This window comes from Nitrospirota bacterium (assembly GCA_004296885.1).
Lineage (GTDB): Bacteria > Nitrospirota > Nitrospiria > Nitrospirales > Nitrospiraceae > SYGV01.
Window position 1 is genome coordinate 78,084 of record SCVN01000015.1, and the last position, 24,635, is coordinate 102,718.

Genomic DNA, 24,635 nt, shown 5'->3' on the forward strand with positions numbered 1-24,635 from the left:
TCGATATCTAGCTCATCGTCCTCAGCAGCCATCATGCATTCTTCCCACGCCCAGCCATCAGCGATCCGCCGTTCGCTCCCAGCCTGACCACCTAGGTCGGTCTCGGCGCGAGCGCCTTCTCGACGCTCTGCCTGGTGGGCACGCCGATAAAGGTCAGCCGGCCGTTGATGATCGTGGCCGGCACGGCCCGGATCGAATGTCGCTCGGCCAATTCCTGCCCGTCCGGCGAATTGATGTCCACTTCGCGATAGCTGAAGCTGTGTTTCACCCGCATTTCCTTGAACAGGCTCTTGGCCGACGGACAGGCCCCGCACGTGGACGAGACCAACAGCACGACGTTCGCCATAGATACACTCCTTCACCTAACAGATGGTGCATCTTAACACCGCATGAAAAGAGCGCGCAAGGCCGAGCGAGACCGCTTGGGCTGTGCGTGAGTGATCCTCTCCCCGGCCGGCAATCGTTCGCAAACATTGAAAATCCTCCGCCGGTCCCGCATAGTAGCCTGGCGTGTCACAAGGAAGGCCTGCATGAACTCGTACGCGATGCTGACGGCATTCGGGCAAGACCGTCCCGGAATCGTGGCGGCTCTGGCCGAGGGCCTCTCTCAGCTGGGCTGCAATATCGAAGACACCTGCATGACCAGGCTGCGCGGGGAATTTACCATGATGGTCATGGTGCGTTTGCCGACGCATCTGCCCGCAGAGGCCTTGGGCGAACGACTGACGCCGTTCACCTCCCCCCACGGACTCACGGTTCTCTGCCGCGAAGTTCCCACGCAGGCAGCCGAACGTGGGGCCGAACCGGACCTGCCGATCTTCATGCTGTCCGTGTACGGCGCCGACCACCCCGGAATCGTCGCGCAGGTCGCTCGCGTGGTGGCGGATCACGGGGGCAACATCACGGACATGAACACCCGCGTCATTGGAGCGATGGACCGGCCCGTCTATATCATGATCCTGGAAGTCCAGATGCCGGCGGGGTCCCACCCGGAGGCCTTAGGGCAGGCGCTCGATCGTCTCAAGCCGTCGCTCGGCGTGGACCTGACCTTCCGGCCCCTGGAACAGGTTCGCCTCTAACAGGATGTTGAAAAAGTCTGCCAGCTTTGTTCTCGCGTCGCTCGGAGGCTCACCGTATGGGAGAGCGAGAGGCAACGTACCTCTCCGCTCGTACATGATCGAAGCGAGCGGTTCAAGCGAAGCTCGGTATGTACCTCCTCGCCCCTCTCGTTCGCTGCGGCCGACCCCGTGGAAGAGGCGCGTCTTGGCGCGCCTGGGGTGGGAGGGTGAAACGTTGGTCTTTTTGACCATCCTGCTGGGTGCTCTGATACCTTCAGCGCCAGCCTTAGCCACGGCTCCGGCACTGGCCAACAATAGTCTTTCAGCAGCCTGCTAATCGTGCCGGTCCGACCCATCCTTCTGTATCCCGATCCGGCGCTCAAAGCCAAAACCACGCGAGTCGACCCGGCCAACCCGGAGGTCGCGGCCATCGTCCAGGACATGCTCGATACCTTGCAGGCATCTCCTGGCGTGGCGCTCGCCGCCCCGCAAATCGGACACTTGATTCAACTGATCGTCGTCGATGTGTCGCGCAAGAAAGGAGAACGAGGACACGGACTCGTGGTCCTCCTGAATCCTCACATTCTCCAGCAAGACGGGCCGCGGATCATCCGGGAGGGCTGCCTCAGCGTGCCCGACTACACCGGCAATGTCCTGCGGTACGAACGCACCCTCGTGCAAGGCCTCTCACCGGACGGACTGCCTGTCATGCTGGCCACCTCGGGCTTCGAGGCCCTGGCGTTTCAACATGAGCTGGACCACCTGGACGGGATGCTCTTTTTGGATCGCATCGCATCGCTCAGCACGGACCTGTTTCGAAGAAAGAGATAACGAGAATCCGGTCTCCGTCGGGACAACGAGATTCCGGCTACTTCCCTGGAAGCGGCGAAGCCGGCAATGGGGCCGCATCCTCACGGGAAGAGGCTGAGCGCGTTGCAGAGAGACTCGACGGTGGCAGGGCCGACGCAGCCGGGTCCGGCTGCCAGACGAATTCCGGCTGCATGAGGGGCTGGTAGTGCGGAGGGATCGGAAAGGGAAAGGAAAAGATTTCATACATGCCGGCGATCGTCCTGGCCCCAAACATGCCGAGCCCATCCACAGGGCCACGGAACGTGCCGGCCAGCCAGCCTTCATTCCGGCCGACCAGATAGATTTGCTTCGGCACTTCAACCCAGCCGAGGCCGAAGTTGGCGATACCCCGCGCGAGCTTGAGACCGATCAGCACATCCAGCCCCGGCTCTTCGGCCGTCTGTTCCGGCGGCCGAGATTCGTCCGCCCAGGCCGGCGCCGTGGCCACCACCAGGAAACCCATCAGCATCACTCTCACCAACCCTTGCATGAGCCCTCCCTCTGCATCAGGGTCGCCATCATAACCGAATCTTCGCTTGACCGCCACTTGAACGGGGGTGGGCCTTTTTCCTCCTCGTCACGTCTCCCCAGCCTTGCAAGTCTCTTCCCGGTTCCGCTAAGGTACGCCGTCGATGCCGCAGCCGCCAGCCATTCGCTCCGTGATCGTTGCCGCGATCACGGGTCTCCTCTACCCCCTCTGCTTTCCCGATTTCGACCTGGGCTCCCTGGCCTGGATGGTCCTGGTCCCGCTCCACCTGGCACTGGCCCAACCGGCTCCACCGCGCCGCTCCTTCTGGCTGGGATGGCTGGCCGGCACGCTCGCCTTCGCCGGCATCATGTTCTGGGTCATCACGGCCATGCACCAGTACGGCAAGGTGCCCTTGGCGATTAGCGTCCTCCTGATGCTGCTGCTCGCAACCTATCTCGGTCTGTTTCTGGCTGTGTATGCCCTCGGTTGGGTTTGGTTCAAACGCCGCCTCCCCGCCTTGGCGTTCCTCGCAGCCCCCTGCTTGTGGGTCACCTTGGAATGGCTCCGGACCTATCTCTTTTCCGGTTTGCCCTGGGCCTTGCTGGGCTATTCCCAATATCAATGGCTGCCGGTCATTCAAATCGCCGACATCACGAGCGTCTACGGCCTGTCGTTTTTGGTGATCTTGGTCAATGTTTCCATCGCGGAACTCATCCTCTGGGGCCTGGCCAAGCGACAGGCCCAGAGCGATCCCCTCCCCTGGCCGGCCCTGGCGGCCACGGTGGCGGCCATGGCCGTAACTCTGGCTTATGGCCACTGGCGACTGGCTAGTCCGGCACCAGCGACGCAGGACCGGCGCTCGATCGCCGTCGGACTCGTGCAAGCCAACATCGACCAGGCGCAGAAATGGGATGCCGCCTACCGGCAAGCGACGATCGACCGATACGCCAGACTGACCGTCCAAGCGGCCAGCGGGGTTGACTTGGTTATCTGGCCGGAAGCAGCCACGCCGTTCCTGTTCGAGCGTGAAAAAGATTACAAGCTGGAAGTCATGGATCTGGTCCGTTCCCGCCGGGTTCCGCTCCTGTTCGGCAGCCCGGCTCTCCGCTACTATCCCAACGGCCGCCCCTATTTGCTGAACAGCGCCTATCTGTTGTCGCACGACGGCATTCTGCTCGGCCGGTACGACAAGCGGCACCTCGTGCCGTTCGGGGAATACATTCCCCTGCACTCGTCCCTCCTCTTTTTCCTGGACAAGCTGGTGGAAGGCATCGGGGATTTTGAAGCCGGCGCCCAGGCCACCGTGCTGTCCCTGCCCAGCCAACAGACGCAGTTCTCCAGCAATCCCTCCAATGGCAAGGCCGCATTCGGCGTCGTGATCTGCTACGAAGTCATCTTCCCGAACCTCGTGCGGGAATTTGCCGCCAACGGCGCCGATTTCATGGTCACGATCACCAACGACGCCTGGTTCGGCAAATCCGCCGCCGCCTATCAGCACTTCGGCATGGTGGTCCTTCGGGCCGTGGAAAACCGCCGGGCCTTTGCCCGCGCGGCCAATACGGGCATTTCCGGGTTCATCGACCCGCAAGGCCGCATCTTGCGCGCCAGTCCCATCTTCGAAGAAGCGGCCTTCACGGGGACGATTCCGCTCGACCGGACCCTCACGTTCTACACCAACTACGGTGATGTCTTTGCCTATGCCTGTGTTATAATCACCGGACTTTTCGCCTGGCTGTCCAGGCAGGGGACGCGAAGGCTCGGCCCATACGGCAGCACGAAACCGGCGACAGGGAGATAGCTATACCCATGTTGGACGAACTGCGCGGCAGACTCAAAGCGATCGGCGAACAGGTCACCGAACTTCGGAGGCATCTTTGACCTCCCTCACCTGACCACCCAACTCCAGACGCTGGAACAGACGACCACGCAGCCGGACTTCTGGAAAGACTCTCAGGCCGCCGCACGCGTCAGCCGCAAAAAAGCCACCCTCGAGCGTGAACTCCGCCGCTGGGACGAGATCGAGCGGCAGCAGGAGGACTTGCGTGCGATGCTGGAGCTGGCCGAGGAGAGCCAGGACGCAGCCCTGGCCGGCGAACTTCAAACCGAGCTGGGCCGGTTCGAAACGTCGGTCCGCCAACTGCGGATCGAACTCCTGCTCTCCGGAGAACGGGATGCGAGCAACGCGATCCTCGAAATTCACCCCGGCGCCGGCGGGACCGAATCGCAGGATTGGGCCCAGATGTTGTTGCGCATGTACGTGCGCTGGGCCGAACGGAAGGGCTTTCAGGTCGAGACCCTAGACCTGCAGGCCGGCGACGAGGCCGGCATCAAGAGCGTGACGTTGGGCATCACCGGGCCCTACAGCTACGGGTATCTGAAGGCCGAGGCCGGGGTGCACCGGCTGGTCCGCATTTCCCCGTTCGATGCCAACAAACGGCGCCATACGTCGTTCGCCTCGGTGTTCGTCTATCCCGAATTGGAGGACGATGCGGAAATTCCGATCGAAGACAAGGACCTGCGGATCGACACGTTCCGCGCCGGCGGCGCCGGCGGACAGAACGTGAACAAGGTGGAAACGGCGATCCGGATCACGCACCTTCCGACCGGCATCGTCGTCCAGTGTCAGAACGAACGGTCCCAGCTTCAAAACCGCATGGGCGCGATGAAGATCCTGAAGGCGCGGCTCTACGAGCTGGAGCTGAAAAAGAAAGAAGCGGAGTTCCAGTCCATCGTGGGCGAAAAAAAGGAGATCGGGTTCGGCAGCCAGATCCGCTCCTACGTCTTCCAGCCCTACCAGATGGTGAAGGACCACCGGACGGACCACGAAGTCGGCAACATCAGCTCGGTCATGGACGGAGAGATCACCGAGTTCATCGAGGCCTATTTGCAACAACAGATGGCCGACACCAAGGAGAAGCGCTAACCGCGTATGGCTTATGGCAAGAGAAAGGACCGCGATTATCCTAGTTCCGGCCATCAGCCATCTGCTATAAGCCATTAGCTCTCGTTCTGTATGGATGAACTAAACGACCAACAGCAACAGCGCATCAAGAAGCTGGACGCCCTCCGCGATCTGGGCGTCCAGCCCTACGGCACCCGGTTCGAGGCGACCGACCGGGCCGGCCGTTTGACCCAGCTCCACGGCGAGAAGTCCAAGGAAGCCCTGGAATCGGAACGGGTCACCTGCCGGCTCGCCGGGCGGATCGTGGCCCTGCGCCGGTTCGGCAAGGCGGCCTTCGCGGTGCTGCAGGACGGAGCGGACCGGCTGCAAGTCTATTTGAAGAAAGACTTGCTCACCGAACAGGCCTACAAGGTCTGCGAGGGGCTGGACTTGGGCGACTGGATCGGCGTGAGCGGCCACCTGTTCCGCACCAAGACGAACGAATTGACGGTGGAAGTCGGCGAGCTCACCTTCCTCAGCAAGGCGCTGCGCCCCCTGCCCGAGAAATGGCACGGCCTCACCGACGTGGAGACCCGCTACCGGCAGCGGTATGTGGACCTGATCGCCAACCCTTCGGTGCATGCGATTTTCGCCGCGCGCAGCAAGATTATCGCCGGCATCCGTGCCTTCCTGATCGAAAAAGGCTTCCTGGAAGTCGAGACGCCGATGATGCACCCCATCCCCGGCGGCGCCACGGCCAAGCCCTTCGTGACACACCACAATGCGCTGGGCGTGGATCTCTACCTGCGCATCGCGCCGGAACTCTACCTCAAGCGATTGATCGTCGGGGGTTTCCCGCGCGTGTTCGAGATCAACCGCAATTTCCGGAACGAGGGGATTTCCACGATTCACAACCCCGAGTTCACGATGCTGGAATTCTACGTCGCCTACGCGGACTATCACGACCTGATCGCGCTGACCGAGGAGATGTTCAGCCGCTTGGCCCGCGAGGTGGTGGGGAGCACCACGATCGAGTACCAGGGCAAGTCGATCAACCTGGCCGCCCCCTGGCGGCGCTGGTCCTACCGTCAGGCGATCCTGGAAGTGAACAAGCTGGATGAACGGGTCCTGACAGACCGAGCGGCGGCCCTGGCGGCGGCCAAGCAGCTCGGCATCCCGGTGGAGGAGAAGGCGTCGCATGTGGACGTCCTCAACGAGATCTTCGAAGAGACCGTCGAGCCCCAGCTGATCCAGCCGACGTTCATCACGGATTACCCGATCGAGATTTCGCCGCTGGCCAGGCGCAAAGACTCGGACCCCTCGCTCACCGACCGGTTCGAGCTCTACATCGCCGGGCGCGAGATCGCCAACGCCTTCTCCGAGTTGAACGACCCGTTGGATCAGCGCCAGCGTTTCGAGGCGCAGGATGCCCAACGGGAGGCGGGCGACGAGGAAGCCCATCATCTGGACGAAGACTTCCTGCGCGCGCTGGAACACGGCATGCCGCCCACCGCGGGGGAAGGGATCGGCATCGACCGCCTGGTCATGCTCTTCACCAACCAGGCTTCGATTCGGGACGTGATCCTGTTCCCTCAACTGCGTCCGGAGAAATGACCGTGCCTCTGCCCGCTCTGCCCTACGAGGTGTTCGTCGGTCTCCGCTACCTGCGCGCCAAGCGGCGCAACCGGACCATTTCGCTCAACACCTTCGTGTCGGTGGCGGGCATTACGATGGGCGTGGCGGCCTTGATCGGCACGTTGGGAATCATGACCGGCTTCAAGGAGGACCTGCAGGCCAAGATTCTCGGCACGACGTCTCACATCGTGATCCACGACCGCACGCACGACGGCATGCTGGACTACGAAGCCCAAATCAAAAAAGTCGAGCAAGTCCCCCACGTTCTGGCGGCCACGCCATTCGTCTTCCGGCAGGTGCTGCTGACCTCGGAATCGGCGGTACAAGGCATCGTTCTGCGCGGGATCGATCCGCAACAGGAGGTGCGCGTCACCGAATTGGGGAAGAACATCAAGAGCGGCAGCCTGGACGGCCTGGATCGTCCCGAGCAACCGGCGCCCCAAGCCGCAAGCCCGTCCGCGGCCGGCGAAGCGGGGGCGACGCCCGAGCCGAAACATCCCGGCATCATCCTCGGCAAAGAGCTCTCGCTCCGCCTGAACGCCTTCGTGGGCGACCAGGTGAACGTGGTCTCTCCGGTCGGTCCTGCGTCCAGGATCGGCACTATCGCCATGACCCCCAAGATCCGCGTGTTCACCGTGGTGGCCGTGTTCGAGTCCGGGATGTACGAGTACGATTCCTCGCTGGCCTACATTGCGCTCCCGGAGGCCCAGAAGTTCTTCAACATGGGGACCACGGTGACCGGCATCGAAGTGAAAGTGGACGACATCTTCATGGCGGCCGACATCGCGCGTTCGATCGAGGCCGCCCTGGGCTTCCCCTTCTGGGCCCGCGACTGGATGCAGCTCAACCGGAACCTGTTCTCCGCGCTCAAGCTGGAGAAAATCATGATGTTCCTGCTGTTGGTGCTGATCACGATCGTCGCCTCCTTCAACATCGTGAGCACGCTCACCATGCTCGTGAACGAAAAGCAGCGGGAAATTGCGGTGCTCAAGGCCATGGGCGCCACCCGCAAGGCCATCATGCGCATCTTTATGCTCAACGGACTCATCATCGGGCTGACCGGGACCGCGATCGGAGTCCCGCTCGGCTATACCTTCCTCTGGTTCATCCAAACCTATTGGACCTTCGATCCCACGGTCTACTACATCTCGCATGTTCCCGTGCACATTCAGGCCCTGGATGTGATTCTCGTGTCGTTGTCGGCGATCCTGATCAGTTTCGCCGCCACCCTCTACCCCTCCTGGCAAGCCGCCAAGCTGGACCCGGCCGCCGCACTCCGCTATGAGTAACCCACAGACACAGCCATTGGTCAGGATCCTGGACCTGCACAAGTCCTTCCCCATGGGCGGGCAGCAAGTCACGGCCTTGAGGGGCGTCAGCTTCGACATCGGGCGGGGCGAATTCCTGGCCATCGTAGGAGCATCCGGCGCAGGCAAGAGCACCCTGTTGCAGATTCTCGGCACGCTGGACCAGCCGACCAGCGGCAACGTCCTATTCGACGGCCGTGACGTGTTCGGCCTGCCCGAAGACGAACAGGCCGAGTTCCGTAACAAGCAGATCGGCTTCGTGTTCCAGTTCCATCACCTCCTGCCGGAGTTCACCGCCCTGGAGAACGTCTGCCTCCCCGCCCTGATCCAGAACCGGCCCAGAGCGGACATCGAGGCGGAAGCCGCGTCACTCCTGAAAGACGTGGGCCTCGAACAGCGACTGCAGCACAAGCCCGGCGAACTGTCCGGCGGCGAACAGCAGCGGGTGGCGGTCGCCCGCGCGCTCATGCAACGGCCGGCGCTGGTGCTGGCCGACGAACCGACCGGCAATCTGGACACCCATACGGGCGAAGCCCTCTTCGCGCTCCTGCGCAAGCTGAACCGCGAGCGCGGCACGACTTTTGTGATCGTCACGCACAACGACAAACTCTCCTCTCAAGCCGATCGCATCGTCCGGATGGAAGACGGAACGGTCGCCGGCTCGTAATGTGGCGCCCCTGCTTCGGCAAGATTTTCGCGTGAGCCAGCCGATGAATAGGCTCGCGTGGGGATAAGGGACTGAGAGGCAGGCCAGCCATGCCGGCGGAACCGCGTCGCGGAACGACTCAGGAGGGCTTGACCCGTTCGTAGACCTTGGCGTCAATGAAGACCTGCAACAACTGGGCGTCCACCTTCCCGTGCTGGACCTCATCCTCCAAGATCGCCAACGCTTTCGGCGTCGGCACGGCCGGTTTGTAGGGCCGATCCGCGGCGGTCAAGGCATCGTAGATGTCGCTGATCGTCATCATACGGGTCTGAACCGAAATCGTCTCGCCCGGCACCTGGCGCGGGTACCCGCTGCCGTCCAACTTTTCATGGTGGCCGTAGGCGATGATCGGGATGTTCTGGAGGGTCTTGGTCCAGGGAATGGTCGAGAGGAACTTGTAGGTGTGGGTCACGTGGCTCTCGATCTCCAGCCGCTCCTCGGTCGTCAGGCTCCCCTTCGGAATGGACAGCGTGATGACCTCGTCCGGCGTGAGGTACGAGGCCGGAGACGAGAAGTAGTCGAAATGCAGGCGCGCGATGTCGTTCAAGCGCTCGAACCCGCCCTGTTTCAGAACCGACGGCTTGTTGCACTGGAGCAGGAAGTCCAGGATGCCTTCCGTGTCGGCCACCTGGCGCGCCAAACCCTCATCCACCTCAGCGAGGAGTTCCGCCGTTGCCTGCCGGTCACCCGACATCAAGATGTCCACCTTTTTCCTCAACGCCTGGACCTCTAAGGTCCGCTTGATGAAATCGAATCGCGCCTTGAGCATGGCCAGTTGTTCGGGCATCAACTTGTTGGCCTTGACCAGCACGTGCTCGCGCACGCCGACCTTGCCGAAGTCGTGGAGCACCGCGGCATAACGGATTTCCTTCATCTGGTCGTAGTCGAAGGTCACCGAGGCGTAGGGCCCGGTATCCGCCCGGTCCACGACCTCCGCCAGGCCGCAGGTCAGGACCGCCACGCGGCCGCTGTGACCGCTGGTGGTCGGGTCCCGGCTTTCGATCGCCGTGACGCTGGCTGAGATGAATCCCTCGAAGAGTTTGCTGATCTCTTCGTAGAGGTTGGCGTTCTCGATCGCGATGCCGACCTGATGCCCCAGACTCACGAAGTCCTGCAAATCTTCGTCGCTGAACAGGCCCCCGTCCTTCTTATTGATCGCCTGCAGCACGCCCAGCATCTTATCCCGCGCCTTGACCGGCACACAGACCATGTTGCGGGTGACGAAGCCGCTTTTTTTGTCGGCCTGTTTGGCCAAGCGGGGATCGTTCTGGCAGTCGTTGATGATCACCGGCTCGCCCGTCTGGGCCACGTAACCGGCAATCCCCTGTCCGACCTTCAGACGAATCTCGCGGACGCCCTCGCCCTTCTCGCCCAAGGCGACTTCGAAGTACAGCTCCTGGGCCGGTTCGTCCAGCAGCAACAACGACCCGGCTTCCGCATCCATGATGAACGTGATGGCCTCGATCGCCTTCTTCCGAATCTCCGCCTGATTCAAGCTGGAGTTGAGCACCTGGCTGACTTCTTGAAGCTTCTTCAGCTGCGTGATCTTTTGTTGATGGCTTTGAAAGAGGCGGGAATTCTCCAGCGCGATCGCCACCTGGTTGGCGAGGCTCGAGAACTCCAGCATATCCCAGTTGCTGAACGGCTGCCCCCCCAGCTTGTTCACCGCTTCGAGCACCCCCAGCGTCTTGCCGCGGGCCCGGACCGGCACGGCCAACAACGACCGGGTCCGGAAACCGGTCTGCTCGTCCACCTGATGGGCCACGCGGTCGTCGTGCTGGGCATCGTTGACGATCAGCGGCTGGCCGCTGTTTGCCACGAATCCCGCAACCCCCTCGCCCGACTTCAACTGAATGGCTTGCAACTGCAACCCCTTCTCGCCCACGGCCACCACAAAGTTGAGCTGGCCGCTCCGCTCGTCGAGCAGCAACAACGACCCCGCCTCGGCCTCGACCAGTTGCGCCGCCCCTTCAATCGCGCGCCGAAGCACCTCCCCCTCGTCCAGGGTCGAGTTCAGGATTTCACTGACCTGTTCCAGATATTTGATACGGACGATCTTCTGCGCGTATTTCTCCGCCAGCCGGCTGTGATCCAGGCCCGCCGCGAGCCGGGTGGCGACGAACGCCAGGATATCCAGCGCCCCCCCGCCCTGCTTCTTACCCTGGGACAGGCCGGACACCACCAACACCCCCTCCAGACGGTCGGCCCGTTTGAGCGGATAGGCCACCAGGTCCCGCGTCATAACCGGGGCTTCCTCCGTGGTCACCTGCGCGACCAGTTTCTCCCGCGCCTCCTCATTCACCCCGTCGACCAAGCCGCAATCAGCCACACAACGAAGCGTGCCCGTTTGTTCGTCGCGCACATAGGCCCAGGCTCCCTGCATGCCGCTGATTTCCAGCAACACCTCCAGGCAAGACCGAGCTACGTCCGTCAAGGCTTTGCCGCTGCTCATGGCCTCGAGGATCACTTGTTGCAGATGTTGAGGAATGCCGCTGGCGAGGGAGGTTCCGCGGGCCGCCAGGGTCTTTGGGACACGCACCGTGCTCGCACGCCGGCTGGGACCTGGCGCGGCAGTTCTGCGCGTGCGCGCCGCCGGACCGGGCTTGCGATTCTTATTGGGCTTGGATGAGGCCATGCGATGTCCTATCGCTCCGCGCGGCTATGCCGACGGTGCGGCCGAGCCGGCCATCGCGGATTTCAAGGATCGCGCAAACTGCCCGATGCGTTCGGCCAGACGCGGGTCTTGCTGGTGCTCACCGATCTGCCGGACGATCGCGCTTCCGACAATGACCCCGTCTGCAATCCCCGCCACCTGCGCCGCATCCTGCGGGGTCGCGATGCCGAACCCGACTGCCACGGGGACGTCGGTGGCGCGCCTGATCTTTTCGACATTGAGCCGGACCTCGCCCAGATCCGTCAGTTTCGCGCCGGTAATGCCCGTGAGGGACACGTAGTAGACGAAGCCCCGGCTGCGGCGGGCAACCATCGTACGGCGGGCCGGCGTGCTCGTGGGGGCCAGGAGGTAGATCAGCCGGAGCCCGGACGCGGCCGCCGGCGCATCGAGCGGCCCCGCCTCCTCCGGCGGCATGTCCGGCACGATCAGCCCATCCACGCCGGCCTCCGCGGCCTGGCGGCAGAAGGCCGCCTCCCCCATCGCGTGGATCGTGTTGTAGTAGGCCATGAGGACGAGGGGAATCTGCGTTCTCCTGCGCAGTGACGCGACGGTCCCGAGAATCTTCCGCAAGGAGGTTCCGCCCCGCAGGGCCCGTTCGGCCGCCGCCTGGATCACCGGCCCGTCGGCGATGGGATCGGAAAAAGGCACGCCCAGCTCAACGACGTCGGCGCCGGCCTTTTCCAACTCCAGCACCAACGTTTCCGTTTCCTGCAGCGACGGATCGCCGGCCATGATGTAGGTGACCAGGGCCTTCTGCCCTTTGGCCTTCAACCGTTCAAATGTGGCGTCGAGACGGTTGGTCACAGTGTCACACCTTTAATGCGCGCCACTTGCTGCACGTCCTTGTCGCCACGCCCGGACAGGTTCACGATGACCACCTGGCGCTTCTTCAGCTTGGGAGCCAGCTTCACCACCTCGGCCACCGCATGGGCGCTCTCCAGCGCCGGCACGATGCCCTCCTCACGCGCCAACAGATCGAAGGCCGCCATGGCTTCGTCATCGGTCGCCGACGTGTATTGGATACGGCCGGCATCATGGTAATAGCTGTGCTCCGGTCCGACCGCCGCGTAATCCAACCCTGCCGACACCGAGTGCGTCAAGTTAATCTGCCCGTCGTCGTCCTGCAGCAAATAGGTCATGGTCCCGTGCAACACCCCCGGCCTCCCGCCGGCAAAACGGGCCGCATGCTTGCCGCTCTCCACGCCCAGCCCCGCCGCTTCCACCCCGACCATCTTAACCTTCTTGTCCTTCAAGAAGGCATGAAAGAGGCCGATCGAGTTGCTGCCCCCGCCGACGCAGGCCACCAGATAGTCCGGCAGTTTCCCTTCCAGCGCGAGGATCTGCTTGCGGGCTTCCCGCCCGATCACGGATTGAAAATCGCGGATCATCATGGGATAGGGATGCGGCCCGAGCACGGACCCAAGGATGTAGTTGGTGGTTCGAACGTTCGTCGTCCAGTCGCGCATCGCCTCGTTGATCGCATCCTTGAGCGTCCGGCTCCCCGCTTCCACGCCCGTCACGATCGCGCCCAGCAGGCGCATGCGGAAGACGTTCAGCGCCTGGCGCTGCATGTCCTCCGTGCCCATGTAGATTTCGCAGGAGAGACCGAACATGGCGGCCGCCGTCGCCGTGGCGACGCCGTGCTGGCCGGCGCCGGTCTCGGCGATCACCCGCTTCTTCCTCATCCGGACGGCCAGCAGGGCCTGGCCGATCGAATTGTTGATCTTGTGGGCGCCGGTATGGCAGAGGTCTTCCCGCTTGAGGTAAATCCTGGCGCCGCCCAACCGTTTCGTGAGCCGTTCCGCAAAGTAGAGGGAGGTGGGGCGCCCGACGAACCGCTTCAGGTAGCCGGCAAATTCCGCCTGGAATTTTCGGTCCTGCCTGGCCCTGGCATAGGCCTGCTCTAATTCGAGGATGGCCGGCATGAGCGTTTCGGGGACATAGCGGCCCCCAAAGTCGCCAAACCGGCCATGCGTATTAGGCAGTTGTTGCATAACGCATTAGTCTAAAAGTCTGAAAGTCGACACGCCACATCTTCTTGAAAACTTCATGACTTGATGGACGTTCCATCTTGATAACTCACGCGGAGTATAGCCCCGAGTCTCTTGCTACACAAGCTTTGCGGCTTGAATGAACGCCCGGATTTTCGCCTGGTCTTTTTTGCCCAGGCTTGCTTCCACCCCGCTGCTCACATCCACGCCGTAAGGCCTGACGTGTTGAATCGCATCACGGACGTTCTCCGCCGTCAGCCCGCCGGCCAGGAGCACCGGAGCATGCCTGGCCACTTCCGCCGCCAAGGTCCAGTCCGCCACTTCGCCCGTCCCGCCATAGGCAGCCGCGGAAAAGGCATCCACGACAAAGCCGCGCACCCCGGCCCGGCCTTTGAATTCCGCCAAGCTGAGCAAATCGGCCGGACCGCGGAGCCGGAAGGCCTTGAGCAGGGGCCGCCCAAGATTTTCGCAATAGGCCGCCGTTTCATCCCCGTGGAGCTGGGCCAGAGCCAAGCCGCATTCGTCCATGAGGTTGCGGACTTTTTGGGCTTCCTCATTGACGAAGACCCCGACCGGCAACACGAACGGAGGCAGGCCGGCGACGATACGCTTCACCAGCGGAGCGTCCACGCAACGGGGACTCTTGGCGTAGAACATGAACCCCAGCGCATCGGCCCCCGCCTCGACGGCGGCGGCCGCATCGTCGGCATTCGTGATCCCACAGATTTTGACTTTGACGGCGCTCATGCGTCTGCGTACCCGATCGCATCCACGAAGGTTTGGGCGAACAAGACCGCCGGCTGCTTGGCCCACTGGCGTAACGCCCGGCAGAGATCCCCGACTTCGGCACGGCCCAGCCCAGGCCCGGCGACAATCTGTTTCCCGACTCCCTCTTCGATCCGTTGCGCCAACAGTTCGGCCACGAGCGGCACATCTTCGTAACAGTCGTAGATCGCCGACAGGCTGATGCGCGAGAATCCGGCCTCCTGCAAGAGGCATCCGAGTTCACGTCCCACATAGGGATTGCCCCCGTTCCGTTGCTGGATCGCCTTGTAGACCTGAACGGCCTGCTCGACGTCCGGATCGCGCGGCGCCATGAGGTTGCCGGACCAATCGGGGCTGGAAATCGCGGCGATCCCACCGGGACGCAGCACCCGCTTGATCTCCTCCAGCGCGGCCAGCGGCTCGCCCAAATGTTCGAAGAGGGCGTGGGAAAACACCGCGTCGAAGGAACGATCCGGAAACGGAAGTTGATAAATGCTGCCGACCTTCCACTCGACGTTCTTCACCCCACGTTGCCGGGCCGTTGTTCGGGCCGCTTCGAGTTGCGATTCCGCAAGGTCCACACCGATCACCTGACCTGGAGCCACGGCCTCGGCCAAGCCCACCGTAATCGTCCCAGGCCCGCAACCACAGTCCAGCACGGTCATGCCCGGCTTCAGATGCGGCAGCAGAAAGCCCGCGTCGCGCGACGCATGGCGGCGCCGCATATACCGTACCGCCACGTCGCTGTACCCGACCGTATAGGTCTCTCGTGTCTCCATCATGCGCCAACCATCGAGGCCTTAACGAATCTGACAGAAGCTGATTCTGGCTCCGCCCGTGTCTCGCGGGACAAGGACCCGACCGTTCCCTCGGATGACCTCGTCGTAAAAAAGAACGCCTCGGGCCTCCCAATCACGCGCCAAGCCGGCCACATCTTGGGTCAGCAGCGCCGCCATCTGCGCTCCGTCTCCCGAAAAGCTCTGGGAAAGATGAATCGCCCCCCGCTGGAGCGAAAATTTCCCCTCCACAGGCCTCTCGCCCAGGAGTTGCGTGAACGATGTGGTCGCCGGCTGGAGGTCCGCCGCTCCGATTTCCACCCATCCCACCTGCGTCGAACCGTTCAGCCCGTCTGGGGAAGGCGGCACCCGGAGCGAACGCGGCGTCGTATCTTGAATGAGAAACGGCAGCCGAGGATCTTCTGGATGGGCCGTCCGCCAGGACACCTGCTGTCCGTCTGGTCTGGCTCGTCCCCCGGGAGGCGCCTTGGCAATCGTCAGTCCCCGGTCCCGGATCGCCTGCACGTCGCCGTTCACATCCCCGCTCTCCAGCGCGAACCCGGCCAGCCGGTTCGGCCTGTCCAGGGCCTCCAGCACCTGCTGTCCGAAGGGAAACTGCTGCGCCAGCTCCGGTTTCTTGACGCCGATCAGCTCCAGATAAGTCCCGTCCGCCAGCGGCACCAAGGCATTGTGCGTCCCGACTGTGGGATGCTCCCCGCCGACCAGAACCTGAAACCCCAAGCGGCGATAGAGCTCCGTCGCCTTGTCGAGATCTTCCACTGCAATCAGGATATGGTCGATGCCGAGGATCATACAAGCGAGGCCTTGTCCGCGTTCAAAAGCTCTTTGATCTTTGCTTCCCTGTTCTCCGCCTTGATGAGGGACTCCCCGATCAGCATGGCCTGGCAGCCCGCGTCCATGATGCGCTTCACATCGTCCCGCTTGTGAATGCCGCTCTCGCTCACGATCATCTTGCCGGAAGGAATGCGCTTGGCCAGCCTCTCGGTCACGCCCAAATCGGTCGAGAAGGTCTTGAGGTCCCGGTTGTTGATCCCGATCAGCCTGGCCTCGGGCAACCGCTCCAACACCGTGTCCAATTCCCGTTCATGGTGTGTTTCAATGAGCACATCCAACGAAAGTTCTTGCGCGAGCGCGAAAAAGTCGATCAACTGCCGTCGCTCCAGCGCCGCGACGATCAGCAACACGGCGTCGGCTCCATAGGCCCGCGCTTCGTAGAACTGGATGTCGTCCACCATGAATTCTTTGTTCAGACAGGGCAGTCCGATTTTTTCCTTGATCGCCTGGAGATAGTCCAGCTCCCCCTGAAAAAACTCCTTGTCCGTCAAAACCGACAAGGCCGAGGCCCCACATTCCTTGTACTGCTCGGCAATCTTCACCGGTTCGAACAGGTCCTGAAACTCCGGCCGCAACAGGCCCAGGCTGGGCGAGGCCTTCTTCACTTCGGCAATCAATGATGGACTGTCCGGCGGACGGGTGGCCTTGAGGGCCTGGATGAACCCACGTGTCGCTCCCCGGTCGCTGATCCTGGACTTGAGCTCGACCAGATACCCGCGGCTCTGCTTATGCCGCACCTCGGCTTTTTTATGCTCCAGGATTCGATCCAGGATCATCTTCTACTCTCTCTTTCACCTTCCACCACCCCAAGGGCATGGTGAAACTCAGAGCGAACTTCGCCGGAGAAACGGGGTACCCACCGAGACTCTACTGGGAAGGAAAGCGGAAACTGACCAAGTCTTCGAGGGAATTTCCGAAGGCTTCCGCTCAGCAGAGTCCGGAAGGGTCGTTTCGAGAGATGCGGAAGCGATGAGTGCACCATGCCTTTACTTACTTGTTCGTAAATGCGATCAACCGCTCCAGCTTCTCGTAGGCCGCGCCGCTTTTAATCACCCGGCCCGCCAGCTCGTAGCCTTCCTGCAACGTCTTCACCTTGCGGCCCGCCACGAAGGCCGGCGCCGCGTTCATACAGACGATGTCCCGCTTGGGCCCGGTCCTGCCTTGCAGAATCTCCCGCAAGATGTGCGCGTTCTCCTCCGCCGTCCCCCCGGCCAGTTCCTTGGACCTGACCCGTTGCAGGCCGAAGTCGCTCGGCTCCACGAAGTAGGTCGACACCACCCCGCCCTTCCCTTCCGACACCTTCGTCCGATCCGTCAACGTGATTTCGTCCAGTCCATCCATCCCGTGGACGATGAAACAATGTTGCGTGCCGAGCCCCAACAAGACCTTGGCCATCAGTTCCGTGAGATCGGCGGCATAGACCCCCAGCACCTGAAACCCGGCCCGAGCCGGATTGGACATGGGGCCCATGATGTTCAGGAGCGTGCGGATGCCCAACTCCTGACGGACCGGCGCACAATGCTTCATCGCCCCGTGGAACAAGGGCGCGAAGAGAAACCCGATGCCGACTTCGTTGATGCAGTCCGCCACCCGCTCGGGGGGAAGATCGATCTTCACGCCCAGCGCGCTCAACACATCGGCGCTGCCGGATCGGGACGACACGGCCTTGCCTCCGTGCTTGGCCACGGTCAGTCCGCCGCCCGCCGCCACGAAGGCCACCGTCGTCGAGATATTGAAGGTATGCGCCCCGTCGCCGCCGGTGCCACAGGTGTCCACCACCAGCGGATCGGCGACCCGGATGCCGACCGCCTTCTCCCGCATGGCTCTGACGGAGCCGGAAATTTCCTCCGCCGTCTCGCCCTTGAGACGGAGCCCCATGAGGTAGGCGGCGATCTGGGCCTGCGTGGCAACCCCGCCCATGATCTCCGACATGACCTCCTCGGCTTCCTTCTCCGAGAGGTGCATCTTCTCCGCAAGTTTGGCGATGGCTTCTTTAATCATGAGCAAATGGCCGATAGCTGATGGCGCATGGCCGGAGAACCGACTAGAGCTTCAGGAAATTCCTGAGCAGATCCATGCCGACTACGGTCAGGATGGATTCGGGGTGGAACTGGACACCTTCGACGCCCAGCTGTTTATGGCGCAGTCCCATGATCTCCCCTTCGGCGGTTTCGGCCGAGACTTCCAGACAGTCCGGCAGGTTCGTCCGATTCACCAGCAGGGAATGATACCGGGTCGCCTCAAAGGGGTTGGCCAGGCCATGGAAAATGGTTTTGCCGTCGTGGTGGATCATCGAGGTTTTGCCGTGCATCAGCCGCCCGGCCCGGATCACTTCGCCCCCGAAGGCCGCGGCCAAGGACTGATGCCCCAGGCAGACGCCCAGGATCGGGAACTGACCGGCGAACCGCTGGATGGCGGCCACCGACACCCCCGCCTCGTTGGGCGTACAGGGGCCAGGCGAGATGACCATCCGCTGCGGCCTCAACGCGGCGATCTCATCCAACGTGAGTTTATCGTTCCGGTAGACCCGGACGTCCTCCCCCAGCTCGCCCAGATATTGCACCAGGTTGTAGGTGAAGGAATCGTAGTTGTCGATCATCAATAGCATAACAATAAGAGCCTATGGCTTATGGCGAATGGCTGATGGTTAAAGGCGAGAGAGCCGTTCGTCTCCGTTCCTTTCTTGCCATTGGCCATACGCCATTTGCTCTTCTCCTATTCGAGCCCCTGCTCCGCCAACTCGATCGCCTTCATCATGGCCTTGGCCTTGTTACAGGTCTCTTCATACTCGCGGGCGGGATCGGAATCGGCCACGATGCCGGCCCCGGCTTGGATATAGGCCTGCTTGCCTTTGATCACGATCGTGCGGATGTTGATGCAGGTATCCATGTTGCCGGAGAAGCTGAAGTAGCCGACCGCCCCCGCATAAGGCCCACGCCTGGCCGGCTCCAACTCCTCGATAATCTGCATCGCCCGGATTTTCGGCGCACCGGACACGGTGCCGGCCGGAAAACAGGCCTGCATCACATCGTAGGCCGTCTTCGTCGGTTCCAATTCGCCCTGCACGTTGGAGACCAAGTGCATCACATGGGAATAGCGCTCGACGGTCATGAGCGCATCCACCCTGACGGTACCCTTCTTCGCCACCCGCCCGATGTCGTTTCGCCCCAGATCCACGAGCATCACATGCTCGGCCCGTTCCTTCGCATCCGCCAGCAGTTCCCGCTCCAGCATCCGGTCCTGCTCCTCCGTCTCCCCGCGCCTTCTGGTGCCGGCGATCGGCCGCACCGACACCTTGCCCTCTTCGCAATGCACCAGGATCTCCGGCGAGGAGCCCACGAGTTCGACGCCGCCGACCCGCAGATAGTACATATAGGGCGAGGGATTGACCAGCCGCAGCGCCCGGTAAATCTCGAACGGCGCGGTTTGGATGCGCGTTTCCCAACGCTGCGACAGCACGCCTTGGAAAATATCCCCGGCCTTGATGTACTCCTTGGTCTTCACGACCATCTTCTCGAAATCGGCGCGGCTCATGTTCGATGTAAAGGCGATGGACTTGCGGCGCCTCTTCGGGCCGGTGCGGCGCAGCGGCCGCCTGAGACGCGCGATCATCCGCTCAATGCGGGCCGTGGCGTCGGCATAGGCCCGTTTCAGGTCCGACTCCTTGCCGGACGGCACGTGGGCGTTGGCTACGACTTTGATCTTCTGCGCCACGTTGTCGAAGATCAGCAACGTATCGGTGATCAGGAACGCCAGGTCCGGCAGGCCCAGCGCATCCTTGCGGCGCGGCGGAATGTCTTCCAAATACCGGACAATGTCGTAGCCCAGGTACCCGACCGCCCCGCCCACGAAGCGCGGAAGCCCGGGCACCGTGACCGGATGGTACGCGGCCATGATGTCGCGCAGCCGATCCAGGGGCGTTTCCCCCGGCTTCGCCGAGATCGGCAGGCGCTGGACTTTTGTGCCCCGGACGATCAACAGCATGCCCCGCTCCTCGCGGATGACGATCGGCGAGCCGCTGCCGAGGAAGGAATACCGCGCCCAGTTCTCTCCCCCCTCCACGCTTTCCAGGAGGTAGGCGGAGGGGCCATGGTCGATCTTGGTAAAGGCGGAGACGGGAGTCTCGAAGTCGGCCAGGATCTCGCGGTACAAAGGGATGAGATTCCCCTGTGAGGCGAGGGCGCGGAACTCCTCGAAACTCAAAGAAAAGGAAGGGGTTTTCATCCTCGAAAACTAGCACGCACCCTGCGCAAAGTCAACGAGTGGAACCGGCCTCAGAGAGCCCGAAGGAACGTACCGGAATGTGCGCCAGAGGGGAACGGATCCGGAGTGACCAGCAGGGCGTAAAGGGAAGAGCCTTAGATTTTCTTCAGCGCGCCGCCTCGCCAAGAGGAGATCTGCCAGGCGTGGACGATCCGCTCGCGATCCTCGTCCGTACAGCGGGTAAATTCGATCCCGAGCTTGCTGTACTCCTTGCCCTTATCGTCGGTGAGCTGCTGGACATGCGTCACCCTGCCGCCCACTTCGGTGAGCTTCTGGCCGTTCGGCAGACTGAACGAGAGGGTCACGTCGGTCCCCAGGGGAAAGATTTCCCTGGTGCTGAGTTGGACCCCACCCCGGCTGATGTTCTTGATGGACCCCTGGTACATGCGGCTGCTCGTGGCGCCCCGGTAGATTGCGAACAGCGTGACGTCCAGCCGGTCGTGACGGCGGAGATTCTTCTTGTCGTCACTCACCTGTTCCTGTTCCAGCAGGTCAAGCACTTCGTAGGGCTCGACCATGCCGGTCCGCCCCTTGATCTTCACCGGCGGAAGCTTGTCGGCCCGGACCAACCCTTTCACCTGCTGATAGGTCGCGTCGCTGATGACGATGCCGTCGGTGGACGCCAGCGGTTCCAGGCGCGATGCCACATTGACCGTATCGCCGATCACGGTATAGTCCAGGCGCGACGGCGACCCGATATTCCCGGCGATGACCGGGCCGCTGTTAATCCCGATGCGCAAATGGAAGCCCGTTCGACCTTTCTTTTCAGCCTCCTCCTGCAAACGTTTCGCCTCCCGCTGCATCTCGATGGCCGCCGTCACCGCCTTGCAGGCATGGTCGGACATGGCCATCGGCGCCCCGAACACGGCCATGATCGCATCGCCGATGAACTTGTCCAACGTCCCATGATGGCGGAACACGATGTCCGTCATGGCGGTGAAGTACTCGTTCAGAAACCGCACGACATGCTCCGGGTCCAGGCTCTCGGACAAAGGGGTGAAGCCGCAGATGTCGGCAAAGAGCACCGAACAGTCCAGTTTGGCCCCCCCCAGTTTCAGCGTTCCCTCTTTGCCTTTCATCAAGTCCTCCACCACGCTGGGCGACAGGTAGCGTTGGAGGCTCATGCGAACATTGGTTTCTTTCTGGATGCTCTCGTAAAGCCAGGCATTCTCGATCGCGACAGCCGCCTGGTTGGCGATATTCGTGAGCAACTCCACGCTGTCTTCGTTGAAGGCGCCGGACACGATCCGGTTGTCCACGTAAATGACCCCGATGACCTCCCCGCTCTTGGTCTTCATCGGCACGCACACCAGCGAAGCCAGGTTGTAGGCCATCACGCTGTGCATGCCGTGGAACTGGTCCTCGTTCTGCGCGTCTGTGGCCAGGATAGGCTTGCCCTCACTCGCCACCCTGCTGCAGATATTGGTGCTGATCGTCAATCGCGATTTCGTCTCGCTCTCGGATTCCATCGTCATGTTGCGGGCCGCCTGCACGGTCAGGTCGCCGGTCACCGCATCCTTGAGCATCAGCAGCCCGCGCTCGGCGAACATGGCGTTGATCACCATGTCCATGATCAGATTGAGGAGCTTGTCCATCGTCAGGACGGAGTTGATCATGCGGCCCACTTGAGCCAGCGTGGTCATCTCGCGCTGAGACCGGCTCAACCGCTCCACGTTCACCTTGAGACCAAGCAAGGCCTCTCCGAGGCTGCGGAGGGCATCGAGGGCGGGCTGATAGGTCGGCGCAGCGGCCTGCACGTGGGTGCGCATCTGTCCGAGGTCGGCTTCGAAACGAGCGATGGCGCTCTTGACGCCGCCGTAGTGCTGGATATGCACCCGGCAGCGGCCGCAATAGACCGCGGCCGGCTGTTTGTGGTTACAGTACGGGCAAACTACGTGTTCGTCGGCCATTTCACATGCACCCTTAGCTCAGCGCTTGCAGGTCTCGCCCCATGGCATCCATGCTCGGGTAACGGTCCTCGGGTCGTTTCTCGAGCGCCCGCATCACGATCGCTCCCAACGGCGCTGGCACGGCGGGATTGAACACGCCCGGCAACGTGGGGGTTTCATGAATGTGCCGGTACGCGATATCCCCATCCTTGAACGGCACGGACCCGGTGAGCAGCTCGTAGAGCATGACCCCCACCGCATACTGATCGCTCCGCCCATCCACCGTCTTGCCCAAAATCTGTTCCGGGGCCATGTACCGGGGCGTGCCCATGACCTGGCCCGTCTTGGTCATCCCGCCGCCTTCTTCGATCCGCGCCAGGCCGAAGTCGGCGATCTTGATCCCCCCGCCCTTGACCGTCAGGATATTGTCCGGCTTGATGTCCCGGTGCACGATTCCCTGTCGGTGCGCGTAGCCCAACGCGTCGCAGATCTGCACGGCGAGGGCTTGCACCAGCTTCACCGGGCAGGGCCCCTTCTTGAGTTCATCCCGCAAGCTCCCCCCCTCGACGAATTCCATCGCGATGTAGATCGGCTCTTTCACATGGATGTCATAGATCGCCACGATGCCGTCATGCCGCAGATGGCTGGCGGCTTGCGCTTCGCGAATGAACCGCGCCACGGCCTCGTTGTCGTACTGAAAATCCTTCTTGATGAACTTCAACGCCACGTCACGCCTGAGCACCCGATCCAGCGCGCGAAAGACCGAGCCCATTCCGCCTTCCCCGATTTTTTCGATTCGGTCGTAACGCTCCCGGACCACCGCCATCGGATCGCTTTGGGGAGGCGGCCACGCGATGGGGGTCTGGCTCTGCGTTTGCGCCTGGGTCGCGGGCTGGGGTTGGACCGGCAGCTGCCTGAGACGCTGGGCCACGTCGCGATAATTCACATCGATTTCCATCGTCCGCATGTAATAGTCCCGCGCCTTGTCCGGCCGGCCGATTCGCTCGAAGGTCATGCCGATTTCATACCAAAACTGCGCTTGCACGCTCTCGGGAAGAGCCAGACGGCCCAGCTTTTCGAAATGGTTTTCCGCCAGATCGACCAGGCCCTGCCGCAAAAAGATGAAGCCCAACCGGAACAGCGCGTCCGGCTGGTACGGGGACGTCGGCTTGGCCAGTTGCTGGTAGACCGCAATGATTTTTTCATCCGGTCTGCCCAGCTTGACGTAGCGCTCGCCCAACTCGCTCAGCAAAATGAAGGCTTCCTGTTCGGAGAGCATGCCGCTGCTCAGTCGCTCCTCCATCTCGCAGATCTGCTGGGGTCCCATGACCGAATCCAGCTGATCCAGCTGGCTTCGATAGCCCTGGCCGCTGGGATTGAGCAGCAAGAGCAGTTCGAGCAAGGCGTGGGTGGCGTCCAGCTCGCCCGTGTCGGCATGCTCCTGCATCGCCTTGACAAGGATGCGCTCCAACTCCACCCGCAGCGGCTGGGACGCGCGGGCCGTCGGGAGCGCGGCCTGCACCCGCGCCCGCGCCGCCTCCACCCCTCCGCGCCGCAAGGCGAGCGAGAGGAGCTCCGCCTGGAGCGGCACATTATCCGGCCGCTGGATGGCGACCCGTTCGAGTCGGGCCTGGATGAGATCCGGGTTCTCCGGCCACTTTTCCATCAATTGCCGGTACTGCGCAAGCGCCTTGTCCCACTGGCCCCGTTCCAGCTGAAGGTCGGCCAGGAACCAGTGCAAACCGTCGTCCTCGGGATGGCTCAGCGCATAGCCCTCGAACAGCTCCATGGCCTTGGCATCCTGCCCCTCGATTTGATAGTAGAATCCGAGCCGGAAGATGTCGGCCTGGTCCTTGGCGCCGGCCCGCACGGACTGCTCCCACCCGTTCACCGTGTCGTTGAGCTGCCCCCGCTTCTTCAGTACCTCGACGGCGAGACGGTGGGCCTTGGCAGTGCGGGGAAACTTCTCGGTGACGGCGTGCAGGCCCTTCAGCACGACATCCCCCCGCTCCGGCCGCCATTTCCAGAGTTGCTCGTATTCGCTGACCGCCTGATCGGCATGGCCGCGGGACAGGTGGATCTGTGCCGCACGGTGAAACTTATCGGAGAGATTGCCCTTCAGGAATCGGAGCCGCTCGAAGACCCGCAATGCCTCGTCGTAATTGCCCCGGGCATAGTAGGTTTCCCCCTGCACCAGATGATAGCGCATGTACCTGACGCCCAGCTCGGCGACCTGCCGGGACAAGTCCTGGATCGGGTTGACCTCGTTGATCTTCTGGCAGATCTGATGCGCTTCGGTGAGCATCTTCTTATGGTAGTAGGCGACGGCCAGATCGTTGAGCGCCTTGACGTCCTGCGGGTCGCTCTGCACCTGCTTGCGCGCGACGGAGATCACCGTGTCCCAGTCCCGCTGGTTGTAAGCCTTGTCCCGTTTTTCAGACAGTCCTAGTCCGAACATGGGATGGTGTCCGTACCCCGGTGCGCGATAGCGGCGTCGGATGCGGCCCCGCAGGAAAC

At 62.5% G+C, this 24,635-nt stretch carries 21 protein-coding genes; 7 read left to right on the top strand and 14 right to left on the bottom strand.

The genetic code is table 11. The features are described from left to right. Positions 1 to 91: 91 nt before the first annotated feature. Positions 92 to 346, bottom strand: a complete 255-nt coding sequence (locus tag EPO61_07550; protein ID TAJ08754.1) for a glutaredoxin — start codon at positions 344 to 346, stop codon at positions 92 to 94. Positions 347 to 530: 184 nt separating this feature from the next. On the opposite strand from EPO61_07550, the gene EPO61_07555 reads away from it, so the two are divergent. Together EPO61_07555 and def are read left to right on the top strand one after the other, a co-directional pair. Further along, entirely contained in the window at positions 531 to 1,079 is a 549-nt protein-coding gene (locus EPO61_07555; protein TAJ08755.1) for an ACT domain-containing protein, read from the top strand. 318 nt (positions 1,080 to 1,397) lie between these two features. Next, positions 1,398 to 1,889 (top strand): peptide deformylase, encoded by a 492-nt coding sequence (gene def, locus EPO61_07560; protein ID TAJ08756.1) that lies wholly within the window; start codon positions 1,398 to 1,400, stop codon positions 1,887 to 1,889. Between the two features lie 37 nt (positions 1,890 to 1,926). Here def and EPO61_07565 read toward each other — a convergent pair whose 3' ends face one another. Continuing rightward, entirely contained in the window at positions 1,927 to 2,397 is a 471-nt protein-coding gene (locus EPO61_07565; protein TAJ08757.1) for an exosortase system-associated protein, TIGR04073 family, read from the bottom strand. 142 nt (positions 2,398 to 2,539) lie between these two features. Between EPO61_07565 and lnt the strand changes: the two genes are divergently transcribed. The 5 genes from lnt to EPO61_07590 all read left to right on the top strand — a co-directional run bounded on the left by lnt (position 2,540) and on the right by EPO61_07590 (position 8,866). After that, positions 2,540 to 4,174 carry an apolipoprotein N-acyltransferase gene (gene lnt / locus EPO61_07570; GenBank protein ID TAJ08758.1) on the top strand — a complete coding sequence of 545 codons (1,635 nt, stop codon included), beginning with the start codon at positions 2,540 to 2,542 and terminating at the stop codon, positions 4,172 to 4,174. A 72-nt stretch (positions 4,175 to 4,246) separates the two neighbouring features. Further along, positions 4,247 to 5,299, top strand: a complete 1,053-nt coding sequence (locus tag EPO61_07575) for a peptide chain release factor 2 (protein TAJ08759.1) — start codon at positions 4,247 to 4,249, stop codon at positions 5,297 to 5,299. Positions 5,300 to 5,389: 90 nt separating this feature from the next. Beyond that, complete coding sequence (lysS, locus tag EPO61_07580; GenBank protein TAJ08760.1) at positions 5,390 to 6,871, top strand: lysine--tRNA ligase; 1,482 nt, start codon at positions 5,390 to 5,392, stop codon at positions 6,869 to 6,871. Next, on the top strand, positions 6,868 to 8,181 hold the full coding sequence (locus EPO61_07585) for an FtsX-like permease family protein (GenBank protein TAJ08761.1): 1,314 nt from the start codon (positions 6,868 to 6,870) through the stop codon (positions 8,179 to 8,181). Before lysS ends, EPO61_07585 begins: the two co-directional genes overlap by 4 nt. Continuing rightward, complete coding sequence (locus EPO61_07590; protein ID TAJ08762.1) at positions 8,174 to 8,866, top strand: ABC transporter ATP-binding protein; 693 nt, start codon at positions 8,174 to 8,176, stop codon at positions 8,864 to 8,866. Before EPO61_07585 ends, EPO61_07590 begins: the two co-directional genes overlap by 8 nt. A 118-nt stretch (positions 8,867 to 8,984) precedes the next feature. Here EPO61_07590 and EPO61_07595 read toward each other — a convergent pair whose 3' ends face one another. The 12 genes from EPO61_07595 to EPO61_07650 form a co-directional block, all read right to left on the bottom strand. Then, a complete protein-coding gene (locus tag EPO61_07595) occupies positions 8,985 to 11,540 on the bottom strand; it encodes a GAF domain-containing protein (protein ID TAJ08763.1) in 2,556 nt (851 codons plus the stop codon). A 24-nt stretch (positions 11,541 to 11,564) separates the two neighbouring features. Then, the gene (locus EPO61_07600) at positions 11,565 to 12,383 is read right to left on the bottom strand and encodes a tryptophan synthase subunit alpha (GenBank protein ID TAJ08764.1); all 819 of its coding nucleotides are present in this window, start codon (positions 12,381 to 12,383) and stop codon (positions 11,565 to 11,567) included. Next, complete coding sequence (trpB, locus tag EPO61_07605) at positions 12,380 to 13,573, bottom strand: tryptophan synthase subunit beta (protein TAJ08765.1); 1,194 nt, start codon at positions 13,571 to 13,573, stop codon at positions 12,380 to 12,382. The genes EPO61_07600 and trpB overlap by 4 nt, the downstream gene beginning before the upstream one ends. 114 nt (positions 13,574 to 13,687) lie before the next feature. After that, entirely contained in the window at positions 13,688 to 14,317 is a 630-nt protein-coding gene (locus tag EPO61_07610; protein ID TAJ08766.1) for a phosphoribosylanthranilate isomerase, read from the bottom strand. Further along, positions 14,314 to 15,117, bottom strand: coding sequence for a methyltransferase domain-containing protein (locus tag EPO61_07615; protein ID TAJ08767.1), 804 nt, complete (start codon positions 15,115 to 15,117; stop codon positions 14,314 to 14,316). Before EPO61_07615 ends, EPO61_07610 begins: the two co-directional genes overlap by 4 nt. An 18-nt stretch (positions 15,118 to 15,135) precedes the next feature. Further along, positions 15,136 to 15,924: a VOC family protein gene (locus EPO61_07620; GenBank protein ID TAJ08768.1), complete on the bottom strand. Its 789-nt coding sequence runs from the start codon at positions 15,922 to 15,924 to the stop codon at positions 15,136 to 15,138. Continuing rightward, positions 15,921 to 16,742: an indole-3-glycerol phosphate synthase TrpC gene (gene trpC / locus EPO61_07625; GenBank protein ID TAJ08769.1), complete on the bottom strand. Its 822-nt coding sequence runs from the start codon at positions 16,740 to 16,742 to the stop codon at positions 15,921 to 15,923. The genes EPO61_07620 and trpC overlap by 4 nt, the downstream gene beginning before the upstream one ends. A 214-nt stretch (positions 16,743 to 16,956) precedes the next feature. Continuing rightward, positions 16,957 to 17,967: an anthranilate phosphoribosyltransferase gene (gene trpD / locus EPO61_07630; protein TAJ08770.1), complete on the bottom strand. Its 1,011-nt coding sequence runs from the start codon at positions 17,965 to 17,967 to the stop codon at positions 16,957 to 16,959. Positions 17,968 to 18,010: 43 nt separating this feature from the next. Beyond that, positions 18,011 to 18,574, bottom strand: coding sequence for an aminodeoxychorismate/anthranilate synthase component II (locus EPO61_07635; protein ID TAJ08771.1), 564 nt, complete (start codon positions 18,572 to 18,574; stop codon positions 18,011 to 18,013). 107 nt (positions 18,575 to 18,681) lie between these two features. Further along, entirely contained in the window at positions 18,682 to 20,190 is a 1,509-nt protein-coding gene (gene trpE / locus EPO61_07640) for an anthranilate synthase component I (protein TAJ08772.1), read from the bottom strand. Positions 20,191 to 20,324: 134 nt separating this feature from the next. Beyond that, positions 20,325 to 22,139 (bottom strand): GAF domain-containing protein, encoded by a 1,815-nt coding sequence (locus EPO61_07645; protein TAJ08773.1) that lies wholly within the window; start codon positions 22,137 to 22,139, stop codon positions 20,325 to 20,327. A gap of 13 nt (positions 22,140 to 22,152) precedes the next feature. Next, positions 22,153 to 24,576, bottom strand: a complete 2,424-nt coding sequence (locus EPO61_07650) for a tetratricopeptide repeat protein (protein TAJ08774.1) — start codon at positions 24,574 to 24,576, stop codon at positions 22,153 to 22,155. Between the last annotated feature and the right edge of the window lie 59 nt (positions 24,577 to 24,635).

Bases quoted from the DNA above. Each gene is read 5' to 3' on its own strand.
- EPO61_07550 (TAJ08754.1), bottom strand. From the start codon at position 346: ATGGCGAACGTCGTGCTGTTGGTCTCGTCCACGTGCGGGGCCTGTCCG.
- EPO61_07555 (TAJ08755.1), top strand. From the start codon at position 531: ATGAACTCGTACGCGATGCTGACGGCATTCGGGCAAGACCGTCCCGGA.
- EPO61_07565 (TAJ08757.1), bottom strand. From the start codon at position 2,397: ATGCAAGGGTTGGTGAGAGTGATGCTGATGGGTTTCCTGGTGGTGGCC.
- lnt (TAJ08758.1), top strand. From the start codon at position 2,540: ATGCCGCAGCCGCCAGCCATTCGCTCCGTGATCGTTGCCGCGATCACG.
- lysS (TAJ08760.1), top strand. From the start codon at position 5,390: ATGGATGAACTAAACGACCAACAGCAACAGCGCATCAAGAAGCTGGAC.
- EPO61_07585 (TAJ08761.1), top strand. From the start codon at position 6,868: ATGACCGTGCCTCTGCCCGCTCTGCCCTACGAGGTGTTCGTCGGTCTC.
- EPO61_07590 (TAJ08762.1), top strand. From the start codon at position 8,174: ATGAGTAACCCACAGACACAGCCATTGGTCAGGATCCTGGACCTGCAC.
- EPO61_07595 (TAJ08763.1), bottom strand. From the start codon at position 11,540: ATGGCCTCATCCAAGCCCAATAAGAATCGCAAGCCCGGTCCGGCGGCG.
- trpB (TAJ08765.1), bottom strand. From the start codon at position 13,573: ATGCAACAACTGCCTAATACGCATGGCCGGTTTGGCGACTTTGGGGGC.
- EPO61_07610 (TAJ08766.1), bottom strand. From the start codon at position 14,317: ATGAGCGCCGTCAAAGTCAAAATCTGTGGGATCACGAATGCCGACGAT.
- EPO61_07615 (TAJ08767.1), bottom strand. From the start codon at position 15,117: ATGATGGAGACACGAGAGACCTATACGGTCGGGTACAGCGACGTGGCG.
- EPO61_07620 (TAJ08768.1), bottom strand. From the start codon at position 15,924: ATGATCCTCGGCATCGACCATATCCTGATTGCAGTGGAAGATCTCGAC.
- trpC (TAJ08769.1), bottom strand. From the start codon at position 16,742: ATGATCCTGGATCGAATCCTGGAGCATAAAAAAGCCGAGGTGCGGCAT.
- trpD (TAJ08770.1), bottom strand. From the start codon at position 17,967: ATGATTAAAGAAGCCATCGCCAAACTTGCGGAGAAGATGCACCTCTCG.
- EPO61_07635 (TAJ08771.1), bottom strand. From the start codon at position 18,574: ATGCTATTGATGATCGACAACTACGATTCCTTCACCTACAACCTGGTG.
- trpE (TAJ08772.1), bottom strand. From the start codon at position 20,190: ATGAAAACCCCTTCCTTTTCTTTGAGTTTCGAGGAGTTCCGCGCCCTC.
- EPO61_07645 (TAJ08773.1), bottom strand. From the start codon at position 22,139: ATGGCCGACGAACACGTAGTTTGCCCGTACTGTAACCACAAACAGCCG.
- EPO61_07650 (TAJ08774.1), bottom strand. From the start codon at position 24,576: ATGTTCGGACTAGGACTGTCTGAAAAACGGGACAAGGCTTACAACCAG.